The following is a 13,496-nucleotide window of genomic DNA, read 5'->3' as shown; positions in this document are numbered from 1 at the left end:
AATTTGTCATGACCGATTTTTTTGCTGTGGATCTGAAAAATAAAGAAAAATATTTCTTTTCAAAGGGAGACAGGGTCTTTTGTTATATCTTTAATAAAGGAAATGACTTCTTTATTAAAAGCTTCAGGATTATCCTGATTTGCAATGTGGTGTGCTTCCTTGATCACGACGAGCCTGCTGTTGTTCAGCGTTTCATGGAATTTGATGTTCATCCGTTTTACATAGGCCGCTTCGTGATCTCCATACAAAATTAAGGTGGGCTGCTGAATCGGCGCGGATGTGCCTTCCGTCATATCAGTTATCATTGCTTTTGTAAGCTGAATGATAACAGACTTGCCGGTGGTGGCGGCAGTTTTGATCATATAACCTTTCGTATGAGGCTTTAATGCTTTATGGTCGGCAAACGTTTTAAACGTATATTTATTTGGTAACAGCGTAATGAAAGGGGCGATGGACGGGTTAACGCCTTTTAATAGAGCGCTGGATTTAGGATACAGTCCGCCTCCGCCGATGTGAATAGTCGCCAGCACTTTCTCCGGATGCAGAGCTGCAGCATGAGAAACGATGAAACTGCCAAGCGACTGGCCGATGAAAATGGCCTTATCAATTTTTAAATGATCCAGTAAGCCGGCGATGATATGTGCACAAGTTTTAGAATAGGGGAGGCTCCGGTCGAGTGGAGTAGACTCACCATGAGCAGGCAGGTCTACAGTAATGACTTTGTAGTGATGCTGAAGTTCAGCTGTCTGGGAATCGAAAGTTTTGTGGTCCATCGCCACGCCATGCAAAAAAACTAATGTCAGGCTGCTGTCACTTCCGAATGCTTCATAGAACAATTTTCCTCCGTCATGTTCGTAAAACATTTCTTCCCCTCCCAATATAAACAGATTTACTTCATAGTTTACATATATTGGAGTGGAGGGCAAGTTTAATACACCGGGATGTTAAGTTGTGACAACGAGCAGAGCAATTCCTGATAACGCGACGAGGATACCGCTGATCTGAAATTTATTCAAATATTCCTGGATAAGAAGCCGTGCAAAAATAACGGTGAAAAGCGGAGAAAGAGCGCCGGCTAAAGCGACAATGGACATAAGACCGATATTGACACCGGCCACATACGTGACAGCTCCGAACGTCTGTAAAAATCCATTCCCTAAAATGAAAGGCCATGCCTGTTTTTTGACCCGGATATCGGCGCGCCGTACGATAAGTAAAACGGCGACACCGAGAAAGGAGCCCGACATAGTGAAGAAGACGGTCCACATACTTTCTCCGGAAGCAGGAATATGAAGGAAAATAAAAAAGCCTCCGAGGAGCACACCCGCTGCCGCTGACTGAAGCAGCACTTTGACAGTCGTCCCCCCGGTCTTCCCGTTTGCGTCTTTCTTTGAAATAAGAAAAATCGATAAGACAATCATAGCTATCGCAGCGAGAGCAGCTGTCCCTGGGCGTTCACCGATTAAGAGTCCGGCCGCTACTGGAATGACAGCAGACAATATTCCTGCGATGGAGGAAACGACCCCCATTTTACCCAGTGATAAAGCATGAAAATATAATAGAAACCCGAGTCCGAGTGACAAGCCGCCGAGAAGCCCCCATATAACCGCGGAAACACTTAACGAATGACCGCTTACAAGCGCGGCGGGCAGCATCACGACTGCTCCGAATGCCTGGGCGTATAAGACGACAAGCAATGTCGGAACTCTTTTTGTTACCTGTCCCGCAATATAATCACCCGCACCGAATGCGAGCGCAGTAATCAACCCATATAATAACGCCATTTTAAATTCCTCCCTGTCCGGACAATAAAAAAGCCCGGAAGATGTATTTAGTCATCTCCCGGGCTTTTATCCCTCCGTGGCACAGCAGTACTGTGAGTTTTCTCTCGGACCGGACCAGCTCTGTCCGCGCTGCGGAACCCTAGAAAACCTGTTTATTCTGCTTCTTATTCAATCACACTCTTCATTGGGCGTCAAACAGGAGGGCCTGGGGAAAAATGCACACGAATATTGGTTTGATAATTTCCAAAAAGTGAAATATATACATTTACGATGTTATTTACTAATGCATTAAACATACAGAAAGGAGGAAACACTCATGGAATGGTATATTAAAGTACTGCAGAACTTCGGTGATTTTCAATCGAGAGCAAGAAGAAAAGAGTATTGGATGTTTGTACTCGTAAATTTCCTGATTCTCATGGTATTATCCATACTTGAAACGCTGATCGGCCTGCCGACAGTAATCTCCAGCCTTTATTCTCTCGTAGTGCTTATTCCGGGTATCGCCGTTGCGGTCAGAAGAATGCACGATACGAATAAAAGCGGCTGGTGGGTGCTCATTTTACTGCTCCCGTTTATCGGATGGATTATCTTTTTAATTTTCGCTATCCAGGACAGTGAAGCAGGAGCCAACCGGTTCGGCCCGAATCCTAAAGAACAGCCGGCAGCATAAAAGAACTTCCCGGAAATCGTCCTCCCTGCAGGTGACGTATCCGGGATTTTTCTTTATACTGGAAGAAAGGTAAAAAGAGGAGGCTGTTTAGATGGAGACACTTATGGATGAACCGATATATATTGTCATTGCGATATTAATGATCACGGTATTTTACACACTGCTTAAGCCGCAGAAAAGCAAATAGGAACTCTTGTGGCAGGAGTGCTGCCGGCCCGGTCCGGACTTATGCAGTTTTAAATTAATAAGTCCGGATTCATTTGTGAAAGGAGAGAATTATGGAATGGTCCTACGTGCTGGGGTGGAGTTTAAACATTATTATTGTCATGAACTTTCTCCTCGCCGTTTTCGTTATATTTATTGAGCGCCGGGATGCAGCAACGACGTGGGCGTGGCTGCTCGTTTTATTTTTCCTCCCGGTAATTGGCTTTATTATCTATTTATTTTTCGGCAGACAGCTGAAAAAAGACAACTTCTATAACCTGAGTGTGGAAGAACAGACGTTTTTCAACCAGCAGGTTGATCAGCAGATCGAAGAGATCCGCCACAAAAAATCAGGAGTGGAGGATGCTTTTTTAAACAAATATGAACAGCTGATTAAGTTGAACCTCCGCTCCAGCCAGTCACTGATCAGTCTGCAGAACAAAACGCAGGTTCTGCATGACGGGGAGCAGAAATTCGCCGCCCTGCTGAAGGATATCCGAAGTGCTCAGCATGAAATTAATATTCAGTATTATATTATTAAACGGGATTCTCTCGGCAGGAAGATTTTGGAGGCACTGGTTGAACGGGCGAAGGCCGGGGTAAAAGTGAGGCTGTTATACGATGCAGTCGGATCAAGAACATTAAAACTTAAAGATTTCAAGGATCTTCTAGCTAATAACGGGGAAGTCCGGGTGTTTTTTCCGCCGCTGCTCGGTATTATCAACCTGCGTCTGAATAACCGGAATCACCGAAAAGTATGCATTATTGACGGTAAAGTCGGCTACGTCGGCGGATTTAATGTAGGAAATGAATACCTCGGGCAGGATAAAAGATTCGGCTACTGGCGTGATACGCATCTTCGGATCGAGGGAGACGTCGTGCCGGATCTGCAGCAGCGGTTCATTTTCGACTGGAACTATGCCGGGAACGGGAAAAACAAAGAAGATACTTTCGCGTTTGTGAGTCACCAGATCGAAGATTATTCTCCGATGCAGATTGTAACGAGCGGACCGAATTCCCACTCGGAGCATCTGAAAAATATGATGATTAAGCTTATTATGTCAGCGGAACATGATATTTACATTCAGACCCCTTACTTTATTCCGGATAAAAGCTTCATGGATGCGTGCCGCACAGCACTTCTTTCCGGTGTGAATATGAATATTATGATACCGGGAAATCCGGATCATCCGTTTGTTTTCTGGGCCTCCAGGTCCTTTCTCGGAGAGCTTCTTCAGTACGGGGCCAAAGTGTACTTCTATGAAAAAGGATTCCTGCATGCGAAGACACTTGTTGTGGACAGTGAAGTCTCCACAGTCGGGACAACTAATCTTGATGCAAGAAGCTTTCGGCTGAATTTTGAAATCAACGCTTTAATCTACAACGAACGTACGGCTCTGGAGCTGGAATCCCACTTTGAAACCGACACGGCAGGGAGCCGGCTCTTCACAAAAGAAATGTACGCGGAGAGGAAGTGGACGGAAAAATTCAAAGAAGGCATTTCGAGTCTCCTCAGTCCTATTTTGTAGAGCGGGAAAGGGGCGGTGCGTATCTTAGAGAAATGAAAGGAAAGGACTTTCAGAGTCTTTAAGCACAGCTCTAATTTTCGATGGGATAAACACAAAAAACCTCCTGCGGATTAAAAACCGCAGGAGGTTCGATTCATGCACTTTGCTTATTTTTTGCTGCCGATCGCTTTCATAATGACGGAAACAATTAAAATAAGAATTATCGCGCCGAGCAGACCGCCGATAATGCTTACGCCGCCCAGTGATGGTCCAATATCGAGACCAAGTGAGTTACCGATAGACGCACCGACAAGTCCGGCAATAATATTACCGACAATACCAAATGGAACGTTCTTGCCTAAAATAACACCGGCAAGCCACCCGATGATACCTCCGACAATTAATGTAATAATCCAGCCCATAAAACATCCTCCTCTTCTAAAATGAAATAATTATAAAATAATGGCACATGGTTAGTGTACCCGGAGGAACCAGGTTTCAATCATACTTTTGATGAAAAAAATACATTTTCTATTCTGAAGGGGGTTGCTGCTGTTTCCAGAGGAGGGCTTTTGATCCAATTCCCGGCACATGTTTTTATAAAAGATTTTTTCTTTACCGAACTTTTTCTCAAGAAATAATTCTTTCCGCAGAACAATAAACAAGCAGTTTGCGAAAGTAAAAAAGCTCCGCAGTCACCTTTCATCACTGCGAAGCTTTAACAAAGACTATACTAAATAAAATGCCGGTCAGATATACTTTTTCCGACTTTTAAAATTCTTGTCGCAGCCTGGGGGATCTTCGTTAGAAACTGTTTTCACGAAACGTTTTAGAATCGCACGTGCTTTTGCTAAAATAGGAAGAAAGAGGAGTGTGATGGGAATGGTCGAGAAAAGAAAGCCGATTCCGGTGTCTGACGCCGTCGGACGGGTTATGGAACGGATACATACAGCAGAAACAGAAACCGTCCGGCTGGAGCAGGCGGGAGGACGATGGCTGGCAGAGCCGATTACGGCAGATGAAGCGGTGCCGCCATTTGACCGGTCCCCGTACGACGGGTTTGCGGTCCGTGCAGAAGATACGAAAAACGCCGGACGTGAGAACCCTGTAACTCTTCGCGTCATTGAGACGGTCGGGGCAGGGCATGTTGCCACAAAAACGCCCCGGCCGGGAGAAGCGGTCCGTGTCATGACTGGTACGATTATGCCGCAGGAAACAGACGCGGTCATCATGTTTGAACTGACAAAAGAACTGTCCGATGAGGAAATACAAATTACCCGCCCGTTTGAACCGGGAGACAACGTCGTGAAAAAAGGAGAAGAAATGCAGAAAGGGGCGGAAGTCCTTCCCGGCGGCGAGCGCGTGCATGCCGGAATTACTGCAGCACTTGCTACATTCGGCTACTCCAACGTTCAGGTAAGAAAAAAGCCTGTTGTCGGTGTATTTGCGACCGGCACAGAACTTCTCGAGCCCGGTGATCCACTCGAGCCGGGAAAAATCCGTAACAGCAACGCACCGATGGTCGTCGAGCAGCTGAAGGAAGCCGGGGCAGAGGCTGTGTACTACGGACAGCTTCCGGATGAATTTGATTTATGTCTATCCAAAATTTCCGGGGTACTTGAAGATGTGGACGCGTTAATTACGACCGGTGGAGTATCTGTCGGAGACTTTGATTTTCTTCCGGCTGTTTACGAAAAGCTTGAAGCAGAAGTGCTTTTTAATAAAGTCGCGATGCGCCCGGGAAGTGTGACGACCGTTGCTTTCCAGGGGGAGAAGCCTCTCTTTGGTCTCTCCGGGAATCCTTCTGCCTGTTTTGTCGGATTTGAACTGTTTGCCGCACCGTGGCTGAAAGCCGCAATGGGAGCTCAGAAACCGTTTTTGCAGCAGGCAGATGCTGTACTTGGAAAAAGTTTTCCGAAACCGAATCCTTTTACACGTTTTGTCCGCGGACATGCTTTTTTCTATAAAGGAAAGCTGCATGCTGTACCTGCCGGGCTTGATAAGTCACAGGTCGTCACATCCCTTGCGCAGTCGAATGCGTTAATTGTCCTGCCGGGAGGTACGCGCGGCTATGAAAAAGGCGACCCGGTGACGGTGTTTATGCTGAGAAGTGACGGAGCCGCAGAATTTCAGGAGCCGGTTAAGGAGCAGACGTGAGAGTTTTTCAAGTTACCGGCTGGTCAAACACCGGAAAAACGACACTGACTAACATGCTCGTCCGCTGGGCCTCCGAAAAAGGTATCCGGACGGCAGCAGTAAAGCATCACGGAAAAGACGTGCCGCTTTATCTCGACAGTGGCAGCACAGACACCGCGGAACACCGGAGGGCCGGTGCAGAAGCTTCTGCACTGACCGGAGCAGGAGAAACACAGATAAATATCGATCGTGCACTTTCGTTGAACAGCCTGCTGGCAATCTATAGGCTTTTAGGAATGGAACTCGTAATAGTGGAAGGGTTTAAACGTGAAACGTATCCAAAAGTCGTCACGCTGAGGGAAGCAGAAGACGCTGAAACACTTACGAATGTAACAGCTGTTGTGGGACCCGCTGCATTAAGTCCTGATTTTTCGTGGGAAGACCTGGAGGATAACATTGATCAACTCGGAGGATTATTATGGAACAAAAGCGCAATTATTACATCACCGAAAAACCGCTCGACCCGTCACCTTTGATTCAGCAGGTGATCCGCCCGGAAGCGGGCGCTGTCAATACATTCATCGGTACCGTACGGGAGCTCACGGAAGGGAAACGGACGTTGTCGCTCACCTATGAGGCTTATAAATCCATGGCCGAAAAAAAGCTTGAGCAGATCGGCAGAGAAATTGAAGCAGAAAATAAAGATTCGCGGGTAGCGATTGCCCATCGTATTGGAAAACTCGATATTTCCGATATTGCAGTCGTCATAGCTGTATCTTCGCCGCACCGGGATGCTTCCTACAAGGGGAGCCGTTATGCGATTGAAAGAATCAAGGAAATCGTGCCGATTTGGAAAAAAGAGCACTGGGAGGACGGTTCCGAGTGGATCGGTGACCAGCTGGAACAGACAGCTTATAACGAGAAAGGCCCGGAGGAGGGAACATCATGATTACGATTTATTTTTTTGCGGGGATGAAAGAAGCTGCAGGTACGCCTCAGATGACATGGGAGATTGAAGAAACAACTGTAAAAAACATCCGGGAAAAAGTGAAAGAAACGTACCCGCAGCTTCATCAGGCAGAATTTGCGATGACAGCGGTAAATGAAGAATTTGCGGGCAATGACGAAACTGTACGGACGGGTGACACTGTGGCGTTTATACCGCCGGTATCGGGCGGATGATCCATAGAAGCAGTGTGCAGGAAGGAGGCGTCCCATGAGACTGGTAATAGGAGTAGCTATTTTTTCAGTGACGGCACTGGCTCTGTATCTTCTGCTTGATCTCGGTACGGATGTCCCGACAGAAGTAGCCGTCGTTGCAGCGCTTGGGGGAGGAATTCTCTGCGAATGGAGCTACATGGCGTTTACAAAAAATCAGCATTCATAAAAAAGAACCGGTTCAGGTAGGAAACTTTCCACCTTTGTCGAATACATTTATAGAAGAGCGAAAAAGAAAGATCAGCGGGGGTGATGAGGCCAGTGAATGGGAAAGGCATCCTACTGCTTTTGTTTCTTTTCCTGCCGCTGACGGCCTGCACTCAGGCTGCGGAAGACGAGGAGCTTGTAATCGGCCTGCTGCTGACATACGAAGCCGGGCAGCAGGAATGGAATGAAAGAGGTTATGAAGCGGTTCACCGTCTGGAAGAGGACTTCGGAGCGGAGGTTCATATCCGGGAAAACACGAAAAGTCCGGGTGATGTGAGACAGGCGGTCAGAGAGCTGGAGGAGGAAGGAGTATCCCTTCTATTCGGCCATGGGGCCGTGTATGCAGACATGTTTATGAACTTAAAAGATACGTATCCCGACGTTCATTTTGTGACTTTTAATGAACCCGTTTCCGGAGAAAACATTACGAGCGTGCATTTTGAGGGCTATGCAATGGGCTATTTTGCCGGGATGCTTGCGGCAGAGCAGTCGGAGACAGGCCGTATTGCCGCTGTCGGGGCCTATCCTTACCAGCCGGAAATCCATGGTTTTGCTGATGGGGCGGATTATCAGCAGTCCGGCACTGAGATAGCGCTCCGGTTTACCGAAAGCTGGGTCGATAGAGAAGCGGCACTTTCTCATCTGAAGAATCTGCCCGATGAAACGGATGTAGTTTACGCTGCAGGAGACGGCTTTCATCAGGAGATTATCGAGCAGGCCGAAAAAGCGGATATTTATACGATCGGTTATCTCGGAGACAATGATTCCGACGGCGAAATGGTGCTGACAAGTACTGTTCAGCACGTCGAAAAGCTATACGAAGAAACCGCCTCAGAATACGTGGACGGTACGCTTAAGCCCGGGAATCGGCGGGTCGATTTTCAGGACGGCTTTATTTCGCTTGGAGCATTCGGACCAGCCGTGGATGAAGAAACAAAAGAGTGGCTTGAACATATAGTCGAAGAATATAAGGAAACCGGGCTTCTGCCGCATGAGCAGGAGACATAGGAGGGACTGTTATGAAAGAATACACACTCGCACCAGTATCCGCAAGAGAATCAATGCATCTGCTCGGAGGAGTCATTCAGACGAGGGAACGCCTTCTCGATCTTCTCGGCAGAATGGACGAAGAGACGATGCACCATCAAGTGCATGATTTCCCGACAATCGCTGCCTATGCGCTGCACCTGTCCCAGATAGAATGGTGGTGGAACCAGATGGTTCTCCGGGACAGTGGCATTACCGACGAAGACCGTGAAAGGTTTCATTTCAAAGAAAAGCAGGAAATCAGCTGCCCGGACTCGGTGGAAAAAAGCTTCCTGTTAGCGAGGCTCGGGGAATCCCGTATCCAGACGCGTGAGTTTTACTACGCCCTGTCGGATCAGGAATTCCGGCGGGCTGATCTGACTGTGGCCGGTGGACAAGGCGAAGAGGTTTACTCACCGGAGTGGGTACTGTATCATCTGCTTTACCACGAAAGCTATCATCTCGGCCAGATGTATATGCTGCAGACGTGGATAAACGGCCAGCGGGAAAAGTGGGATCATTTCAACAGCCCGTATCTTTCCCTTTAAAATTCGAAAGGACGTGTTCGATTGTCACAAAATAAACAGGCGATGAATAAACTCGCCCAGCGGGTAATCAGCGGCTATGAAGCAGTACACGCGAAGGACTACGCAAAAGCAAAGCAGCTGCTTGATCCGCTCGTGCCGATGCTTCACTCGGAAACAAAGCCGAACATCAAGCTGCTCTCCTACAGTGCCATTGCCCAGCTCGGTACAAAGGATGTAGAAAACTTCCTCGAAACGTGTGAGGAGCTGAAAAAATACGAACCGGCGAACGATCAGGAAGCTGCCCTCGTCCAGCGCGTTGACGATATGTTCGTCATGCTTATGGATACGCTGAACGAAGAAGACTAAAGAAACCACCTCCGCTGCCGGGGGTGGTTTCTTTATGCGGCATTTTTACCACGGCACACCATATTCTCAATGTAGAATACCGGGTGCACAATTGAAATTCTTTAAAAATCAAAGCGGATTTTTTAGTGCAGAGCCCACAATTTAATAAGGCTCTGTGGATGGGGGCGGAGCGAAGTTTTTTCAGACCTCGTCCTTAAACTTTACTATGAGATTTAATAAACGATTTATTAAACTGCCCATTCTTCACAACTATGCAAATGTGGGCGCATCAAACATAGAAGCATCCCCGGAATCCTCGTATGCTGTAGTAGGACTCAGCTCCATTGTGATAAACAAAAACCTCCTCGTAACGGCGGTCGCAGAATAGAGCGCCTCATTTTTCCCTGATCGAAGAAGGAGTCTGGACCCAGCTCGACGTTTTTCGGTCTACTTTTTCCACTTTCTGAAGTTCACGGTACTGATCTTCCGTCAACAGCTCTATCCCTATAGATTCGGCCATTTCCAATGCACTCGTTTTAGGTTTGTATTTTTTTCGTGAGGCAAGTGCCTCCTTGTCATAGCAGACGCTCCGACGTCCGTTAGGACTCTCTGCGGAAAAGTCACAGAACATAAACTTCCCGGAAGGTGTGACAGTGCCGAGTACGTCCGGTTCTCCTCCGGTGTTTTCCATTTCCTGAAGTATAAGGATTTTTTCTGGATTTATTTCGAGCTTTTCCTGTACATCCTGCCATAGAACATCCGGGTGGCGGTGGCTGTTTTTTTCAAAACGCTTCTCCATCAGAGCGAAAAATTCTTTCATAAAATTCTCCTCCTTTTCCGAGCTCATTTTCTTTCAGTATAAACGCTTCTTCCGGAAAGTGGAAAATAATATTGAAAAACAAGCCATGCATCCTGCTTAAATATTGAGGAACACCACTGCGGGGGAGTGGGGATCATTATTATATTTAAAAAGACTGGAAGCTTCTGTTTTATTGCTTTTCACTGGTTATCTTTTATGACTATAAGTTAAAGTGTATTCATTGCTGAGAGCGGGTACAATAATTTTACAAACATACGGAATGTATGTAACATATGACATATAAAGGATCGGTGGTGAAAAGCGTTGAGGAAAACGAAAGCGGAAACTGAACAGACAAAAGAAGCGATCACCCGGGCAGCGGAAGATCTTTTCAGCGAACACGGCTATGAAAATGTTTCGCTGGAAGACATTGCAGCTGCTGCCGGGGTCACCCGAGGAGCGGTACACTGGCACTTTAAAAACAAGCAGGGGCTTCTGCTGGAAATTCGCTCGCGAATCGAAATGCCGATGGAGCACCTGCACAACCTGATGATCTCTGACAGCTGTCAGGATCCACTGCTGGCCCTCGCTGATACGCTTCGGAAGTCGCTCCGTGAATTTCAGGACAACCCGAAACTCCGAAAACTCACGAAAATCGTCTTTAAATTTGAGTACAGTGGGGAACGGGAATCGGCAGGGGGGAAATCGCCCGAACAGCGGGCGAGGGAAGTGCTGACCGAGGTACTTCGAAGCGCTCAGGAACGGTCGTCATTTTCTGTTCCGTGGTCACCGGAGTCCGGTGCTCTTGCTTTTGTGGGGATGCTTTCTGGACTCCTTGCTGAATGGGTGAGAGACGACACGGAGTTTGAACTAATCCCGGACGCGGAAGACGTACTTATGTCTGTACTTGATATATGGGGGGCGCAGCTTACCCATCCGAATGAAAAATCAGGATAACAACGATACGAAACTGGAGGAATTATTATGGCCGCAGTACCAGATACACTAATTTATGTTTACGGATTTATCCCGACAAAGGAATACAGTGAAAAGCAGTCAGAAGAAATGAATGGCATGGATGAAAATTATATGGTTGATTATCATACGTTTGATGACATTACCGTAGTTACAAGTCGTGTAAGACCGGAGGAATTCAGTGAAGAGGCTCTCCAGAAAAATGTGGAAGATATGAAGTGGCTTCAGAAGAAAGCGTTCCATCATCACCAGCTGACAAATAAACTGCATGAAATGTATACCGTTATCCCTCTGAAATTCGGTACAATTTACAATAGCGAAGAAAGCCTCGCTTCCGTTGTAACAGGGTACGGTCAGAATATCCGTGAAGTGTTCGGTGATCTGGCCGGAAACGAAGAGTGGAGCATTAAAATTTATACGGATAAAGAGATGTTTTCCAAGGCTGCCGGGAAAAACAGCCCGGAAATTACCGAAAAACAGAAAGAAATCGCTGAACTCCCACGCGGGAAACAGTTTTTTGAAAAAAAGAAGCTCGATAAGCTGATACAGGAAGTATCGGAAAGAGAGCTGACTTCCTACTGTGAAACGGTTCATGAAGAAGTAAAGATGCTGGCAAGAAATAATGAAGTAAAGAAAAACTGGGAAAAGAAACTGACCGAACGGGAAGACGATATGTGCTGGAACGCCGCTTATCTTATCCCGGAAAAAAATGTCCAGCAAGTGATTGACCTTGTAAAGGAGAAACAGAAAGCCTCGGAGGATTTTACCTTTGAAATCACTGGTCCATGGCCGCCGTTCCACTTCTCGAACTTTGCGAAAAAAGAGAAAGCGTAATGGCAGAATTACTCTAAAAAAGAAATGGTACGTTTCAGGAAAATTTTATGTACGCTGGAGGAGAGGGTTGATCTTGGTATTTCAAATAAATAAGGAGGAAAAATTATGCTTTCAGGCGATTTTTTCAAAGACATCTCCAAACTGCTCACTGATCTGGATAAACAGGATAAGTCAGCTTCCGTACGAGAAGAGGAAACTGAAATGACGATAGGCGGCAAAACAGTAAAAGTTAAAACAGAATCCGCTTTTACTATGCGTGTCGGGCTCCCCGATAAAGAAGAGCTGCAGGCGGCAAAGGACAAGGAACAAAACGTCGTTAATGTGCAGCATACGGAAGAAAAACGGCTGAATGATAAAGAGGAAAAATAAAAAAGTCCGGCCGCCGTGCCGGTTTTTTTTAGGAATTTCCTAACGCTGCTTTTTCTGTACAGATATATCTTCCTCTGCTTAACTCCTTTTGGCCCCGGGTAAAGAATAACAAGAAGGGCAAAGAGGAAGGAGGATGCGTTGTGAATAAACGAGATTTTTTTCGTGATATGAAGCAGCTGATCTCAGATTTAAAAAAGCAGGATGAATCAACAGTTATGAGGTCGGAAGAAAAAGAAATCAACCTCGGAGGAAAACGCCCTGTATTAAAGAAAGAGACGGTTTTTCGTGCCAGGGCAGGGATTCCCGGAAGCAATGAGAGCGAAGGAAAAAGAGAATCCGTTAACCGCCTGCCAAAAGACCGCCGGTGATCTGGATCAGTTTAGAAGTTTGAATTTGAAGAGCGGGACTGTCTCAAAAGATTCATAGAGACAGCCTGAAAAAGAGAGTGTTGATTAAGTCTTAATTTCAGAATAATTATTCTTCTGAGCGTACAGCTTTCTCCTGCACTCCCCGGCGGAAGCTTGCCGTGGGGCTCGTCATCAGCTGTTTGCCCTTCGGCCATGGAAAAGGATCTTCTGACTTCGCTTTATCCCACCGGCGTCCCCGCCGGTCGTTTCGGAGGAAAAAGCCTCTCCTGAATGGAAGAAAGGACGGAATCAACACATTTTTTAGAAGAGAAACCTTCTTTTTATTTTCCTGTTGGAGCTGCAGCAGGCGACTCCGAGGCGAGATAGGACGAGCAGAAGATCCATTTCTTCCGAGCATTGGGAGGAAGAAATTAGCTGAAGCCGGCCCGCCCGGAAACATACTAACATTAGTAGCACAAACCAAGGCCATGGTTTGTGCTACGCTTTTTTTGTAGAAGGGAAGGGAAGTCGTCGGGACGCCTGG

The 13,496-nt window shown here is 46.7% G+C and carries 18 protein-coding genes, 1 pseudogene and 1 riboswitch; of the genes and pseudogenes, 14 read left to right on the top strand and 5 right to left on the bottom strand.

Translation table 11 applies throughout. The annotated features are described in order from the left end of the window. Positions 1-59 precede the first annotated feature (59 nt). Positions 60-863 carry an alpha/beta fold hydrolase gene (locus tag C6Y45_RS13200; protein WP_107585701.1) on the bottom strand — a complete coding sequence of 268 codons (804 nt, stop codon included), beginning with the start codon at positions 861-863 and terminating at the stop codon, positions 60-62. A gap of 81 nt (positions 864-944) precedes the next feature. Next, the gene (locus tag C6Y45_RS13195; protein ID WP_107585700.1) at positions 945-1,784 is read right to left on the bottom strand and encodes a DMT family transporter; all 840 of its coding nucleotides are present in this window, start codon (positions 1,782-1,784) and stop codon (positions 945-947) included. 53 nt (positions 1,785-1,837) lie between these two features. Continuing rightward, positions 1,838-1,938: riboswitch (guanidine-I (ykkC/yxkD leader) on the bottom strand. 162 nt (positions 1,939-2,100) lie between these two features. On the opposite strand from C6Y45_RS13195, the gene C6Y45_RS13190 reads away from it, so the two are divergent. Both C6Y45_RS13190 and cls read left to right on the top strand, forming a co-directional pair. Next, a complete protein-coding gene (locus C6Y45_RS13190; protein WP_107585699.1) occupies positions 2,101-2,457 on the top strand; it encodes a DUF805 domain-containing protein in 357 nt (118 codons plus the stop codon). A gap of 278 nt (positions 2,458-2,735) precedes the next feature. Beyond that, positions 2,736-4,190 (top strand): cardiolipin synthase, encoded by a 1,455-nt coding sequence (gene cls / locus C6Y45_RS13185; RefSeq protein ID WP_107585698.1) that lies wholly within the window; start codon positions 2,736-2,738, stop codon positions 4,188-4,190. Between the two features lie 146 nt (positions 4,191-4,336). On the opposite strand, the gene C6Y45_RS13180 is transcribed toward cls, so the two are convergent. Beyond that, entirely contained in the window at positions 4,337-4,591 is a 255-nt protein-coding gene (locus tag C6Y45_RS13180) for a GlsB/YeaQ/YmgE family stress response membrane protein (RefSeq protein WP_107585697.1), read from the bottom strand. 460 nt (positions 4,592-5,051) lie between these two features. Between C6Y45_RS13180 and C6Y45_RS13170 the strand changes: the two genes are divergently transcribed. From C6Y45_RS13170 to C6Y45_RS13140, 8 genes are all read left to right on the top strand, one after another. Further along, positions 5,052-6,326, top strand: coding sequence for a molybdopterin molybdotransferase MoeA (locus C6Y45_RS13170; protein ID WP_107585695.1), 1,275 nt, complete (start codon positions 5,052-5,054; stop codon positions 6,324-6,326). Beyond that, positions 6,323-6,841, top strand: a complete 519-nt coding sequence (gene mobB / locus C6Y45_RS13165) for a molybdopterin-guanine dinucleotide biosynthesis protein B (RefSeq protein WP_107585694.1) — start codon at positions 6,323-6,325, stop codon at positions 6,839-6,841. The genes C6Y45_RS13170 and mobB overlap by 4 nt, the downstream gene beginning before the upstream one ends. Beyond that, positions 6,784-7,254, top strand: a complete 471-nt coding sequence (locus tag C6Y45_RS13160; protein WP_107585693.1) for a molybdenum cofactor biosynthesis protein MoaE — start codon at positions 6,784-6,786, stop codon at positions 7,252-7,254. The genes mobB and C6Y45_RS13160 overlap by 58 nt, the downstream gene beginning before the upstream one ends. Beyond that, positions 7,251-7,487 carry a molybdopterin converting factor subunit 1 gene (gene moaD, locus C6Y45_RS13155; RefSeq protein ID WP_107585692.1) on the top strand — a complete coding sequence of 79 codons (237 nt, stop codon included), beginning with the start codon at positions 7,251-7,253 and terminating at the stop codon, positions 7,485-7,487. Before C6Y45_RS13160 ends, moaD begins: the two co-directional genes overlap by 4 nt. 34 nt (positions 7,488-7,521) lie before the next feature. After that, positions 7,522-7,692, top strand: coding sequence for a hypothetical protein (locus C6Y45_RS17630; protein ID WP_160058378.1), 171 nt, complete (start codon positions 7,522-7,524; stop codon positions 7,690-7,692). A gap of 92 nt (positions 7,693-7,784) precedes the next feature. After that, complete coding sequence (locus C6Y45_RS13150) at positions 7,785-8,738, top strand: BMP family ABC transporter substrate-binding protein (RefSeq protein ID WP_160058376.1); 954 nt, start codon at positions 7,785-7,787, stop codon at positions 8,736-8,738. A gap of 11 nt (positions 8,739-8,749) precedes the next feature. Further along, positions 8,750-9,304: a DinB family protein gene (locus C6Y45_RS13145; protein ID WP_107585690.1), complete on the top strand. Its 555-nt coding sequence runs from the start codon at positions 8,750-8,752 to the stop codon at positions 9,302-9,304. Between the two features lie 21 nt (positions 9,305-9,325). Then, positions 9,326-9,649 (top strand): hypothetical protein, encoded by a 324-nt coding sequence (locus C6Y45_RS13140; protein WP_107585689.1) that lies wholly within the window; start codon positions 9,326-9,328, stop codon positions 9,647-9,649. Positions 9,650-9,917: 268 nt separating this feature from the next. On the opposite strand, the pseudogene C6Y45_RS13135 reads toward C6Y45_RS13140, so the two are convergent. Continuing rightward, positions 9,918-10,475, bottom strand: a pseudogene (locus C6Y45_RS13135) (DUF4256 domain-containing protein). Between the two features lie 276 nt (positions 10,476-10,751). Here C6Y45_RS13135 and C6Y45_RS13130 point away from each other — a divergent pair. The 4 genes from C6Y45_RS13130 (at position 10,752) to C6Y45_RS13115 (ending at position 12,973) form a co-directional block, all read left to right on the top strand. Then, complete coding sequence (locus tag C6Y45_RS13130) at positions 10,752-11,384, top strand: TetR family transcriptional regulator (protein ID WP_107585688.1); 633 nt, start codon at positions 10,752-10,754, stop codon at positions 11,382-11,384. Between the two features lie 27 nt (positions 11,385-11,411). After that, on the top strand, positions 11,412-12,236 hold the full coding sequence (locus C6Y45_RS13125) for a GvpL/GvpF family gas vesicle protein (RefSeq protein WP_107585687.1): 825 nt from the start codon (positions 11,412-11,414) through the stop codon (positions 12,234-12,236). Between the two features lie 105 nt (positions 12,237-12,341). Continuing rightward, a complete protein-coding gene (locus tag C6Y45_RS13120) occupies positions 12,342-12,605 on the top strand; it encodes a hypothetical protein (protein WP_107585686.1) in 264 nt (87 codons plus the stop codon). Between the two features lie 140 nt (positions 12,606-12,745). Next, entirely contained in the window at positions 12,746-12,973 is a 228-nt protein-coding gene (locus C6Y45_RS13115; protein ID WP_107585685.1) for a hypothetical protein, read from the top strand. 106 nt (positions 12,974-13,079) lie between these two features. On the opposite strand, the gene C6Y45_RS17625 is transcribed toward C6Y45_RS13115, so the two are convergent. Continuing rightward, a partial coding sequence (locus tag C6Y45_RS17625) for a hypothetical protein (RefSeq protein WP_218017817.1) occupies positions 13,080-13,496 on the bottom strand: 417 nt, incomplete at its 5' end.

The sequence above is a fragment of the Alkalicoccus saliphilus genome (genome assembly GCF_003044065.1).
GTDB lineage: Bacteria > Bacillota > Bacilli > Bacillales > Salisediminibacteriaceae > Alkalicoccus > Alkalicoccus saliphilus.
This window is presented reverse-complemented; position numbering and strand designations above follow the sequence as displayed.

Bases quoted from the DNA above. Each gene is read 5' to 3' on its own strand.
- C6Y45_RS13200 (WP_107585701.1), bottom strand. From the start codon at position 863: ATGTTTTACGAACATGACGGAGGAAAATTGTTCTATGAAGCATTCGGA.
- C6Y45_RS13195 (WP_107585700.1), bottom strand. From the start codon at position 1,784: ATGGCGTTATTATATGGGTTGATTACTGCGCTCGCATTCGGTGCGGGT.
- C6Y45_RS13190 (WP_107585699.1), top strand. From the start codon at position 2,101: ATGGAATGGTATATTAAAGTACTGCAGAACTTCGGTGATTTTCAATCG.
- cls (WP_107585698.1), top strand. From the start codon at position 2,736: ATGGAATGGTCCTACGTGCTGGGGTGGAGTTTAAACATTATTATTGTC.
- C6Y45_RS13180 (WP_107585697.1), bottom strand. From the start codon at position 4,591: ATGGGCTGGATTATTACATTAATTGTCGGAGGTATCATCGGGTGGCTT.
- C6Y45_RS13170 (WP_107585695.1), top strand. From the start codon at position 5,052: ATGGTCGAGAAAAGAAAGCCGATTCCGGTGTCTGACGCCGTCGGACGG.
- C6Y45_RS13160 (WP_107585693.1), top strand. From the start codon at position 6,784: ATGGAACAAAAGCGCAATTATTACATCACCGAAAAACCGCTCGACCCG.
- moaD (WP_107585692.1), top strand. From the start codon at position 7,251: ATGATTACGATTTATTTTTTTGCGGGGATGAAAGAAGCTGCAGGTACG.
- C6Y45_RS17630 (WP_160058378.1), top strand. From the start codon at position 7,522: ATGAGACTGGTAATAGGAGTAGCTATTTTTTCAGTGACGGCACTGGCT.
- C6Y45_RS13145 (WP_107585690.1), top strand. From the start codon at position 8,750: ATGAAAGAATACACACTCGCACCAGTATCCGCAAGAGAATCAATGCAT.
- C6Y45_RS13125 (WP_107585687.1), top strand. From the start codon at position 11,412: ATGGCCGCAGTACCAGATACACTAATTTATGTTTACGGATTTATCCCG.
- C6Y45_RS13120 (WP_107585686.1), top strand. From the start codon at position 12,342: ATGCTTTCAGGCGATTTTTTCAAAGACATCTCCAAACTGCTCACTGAT.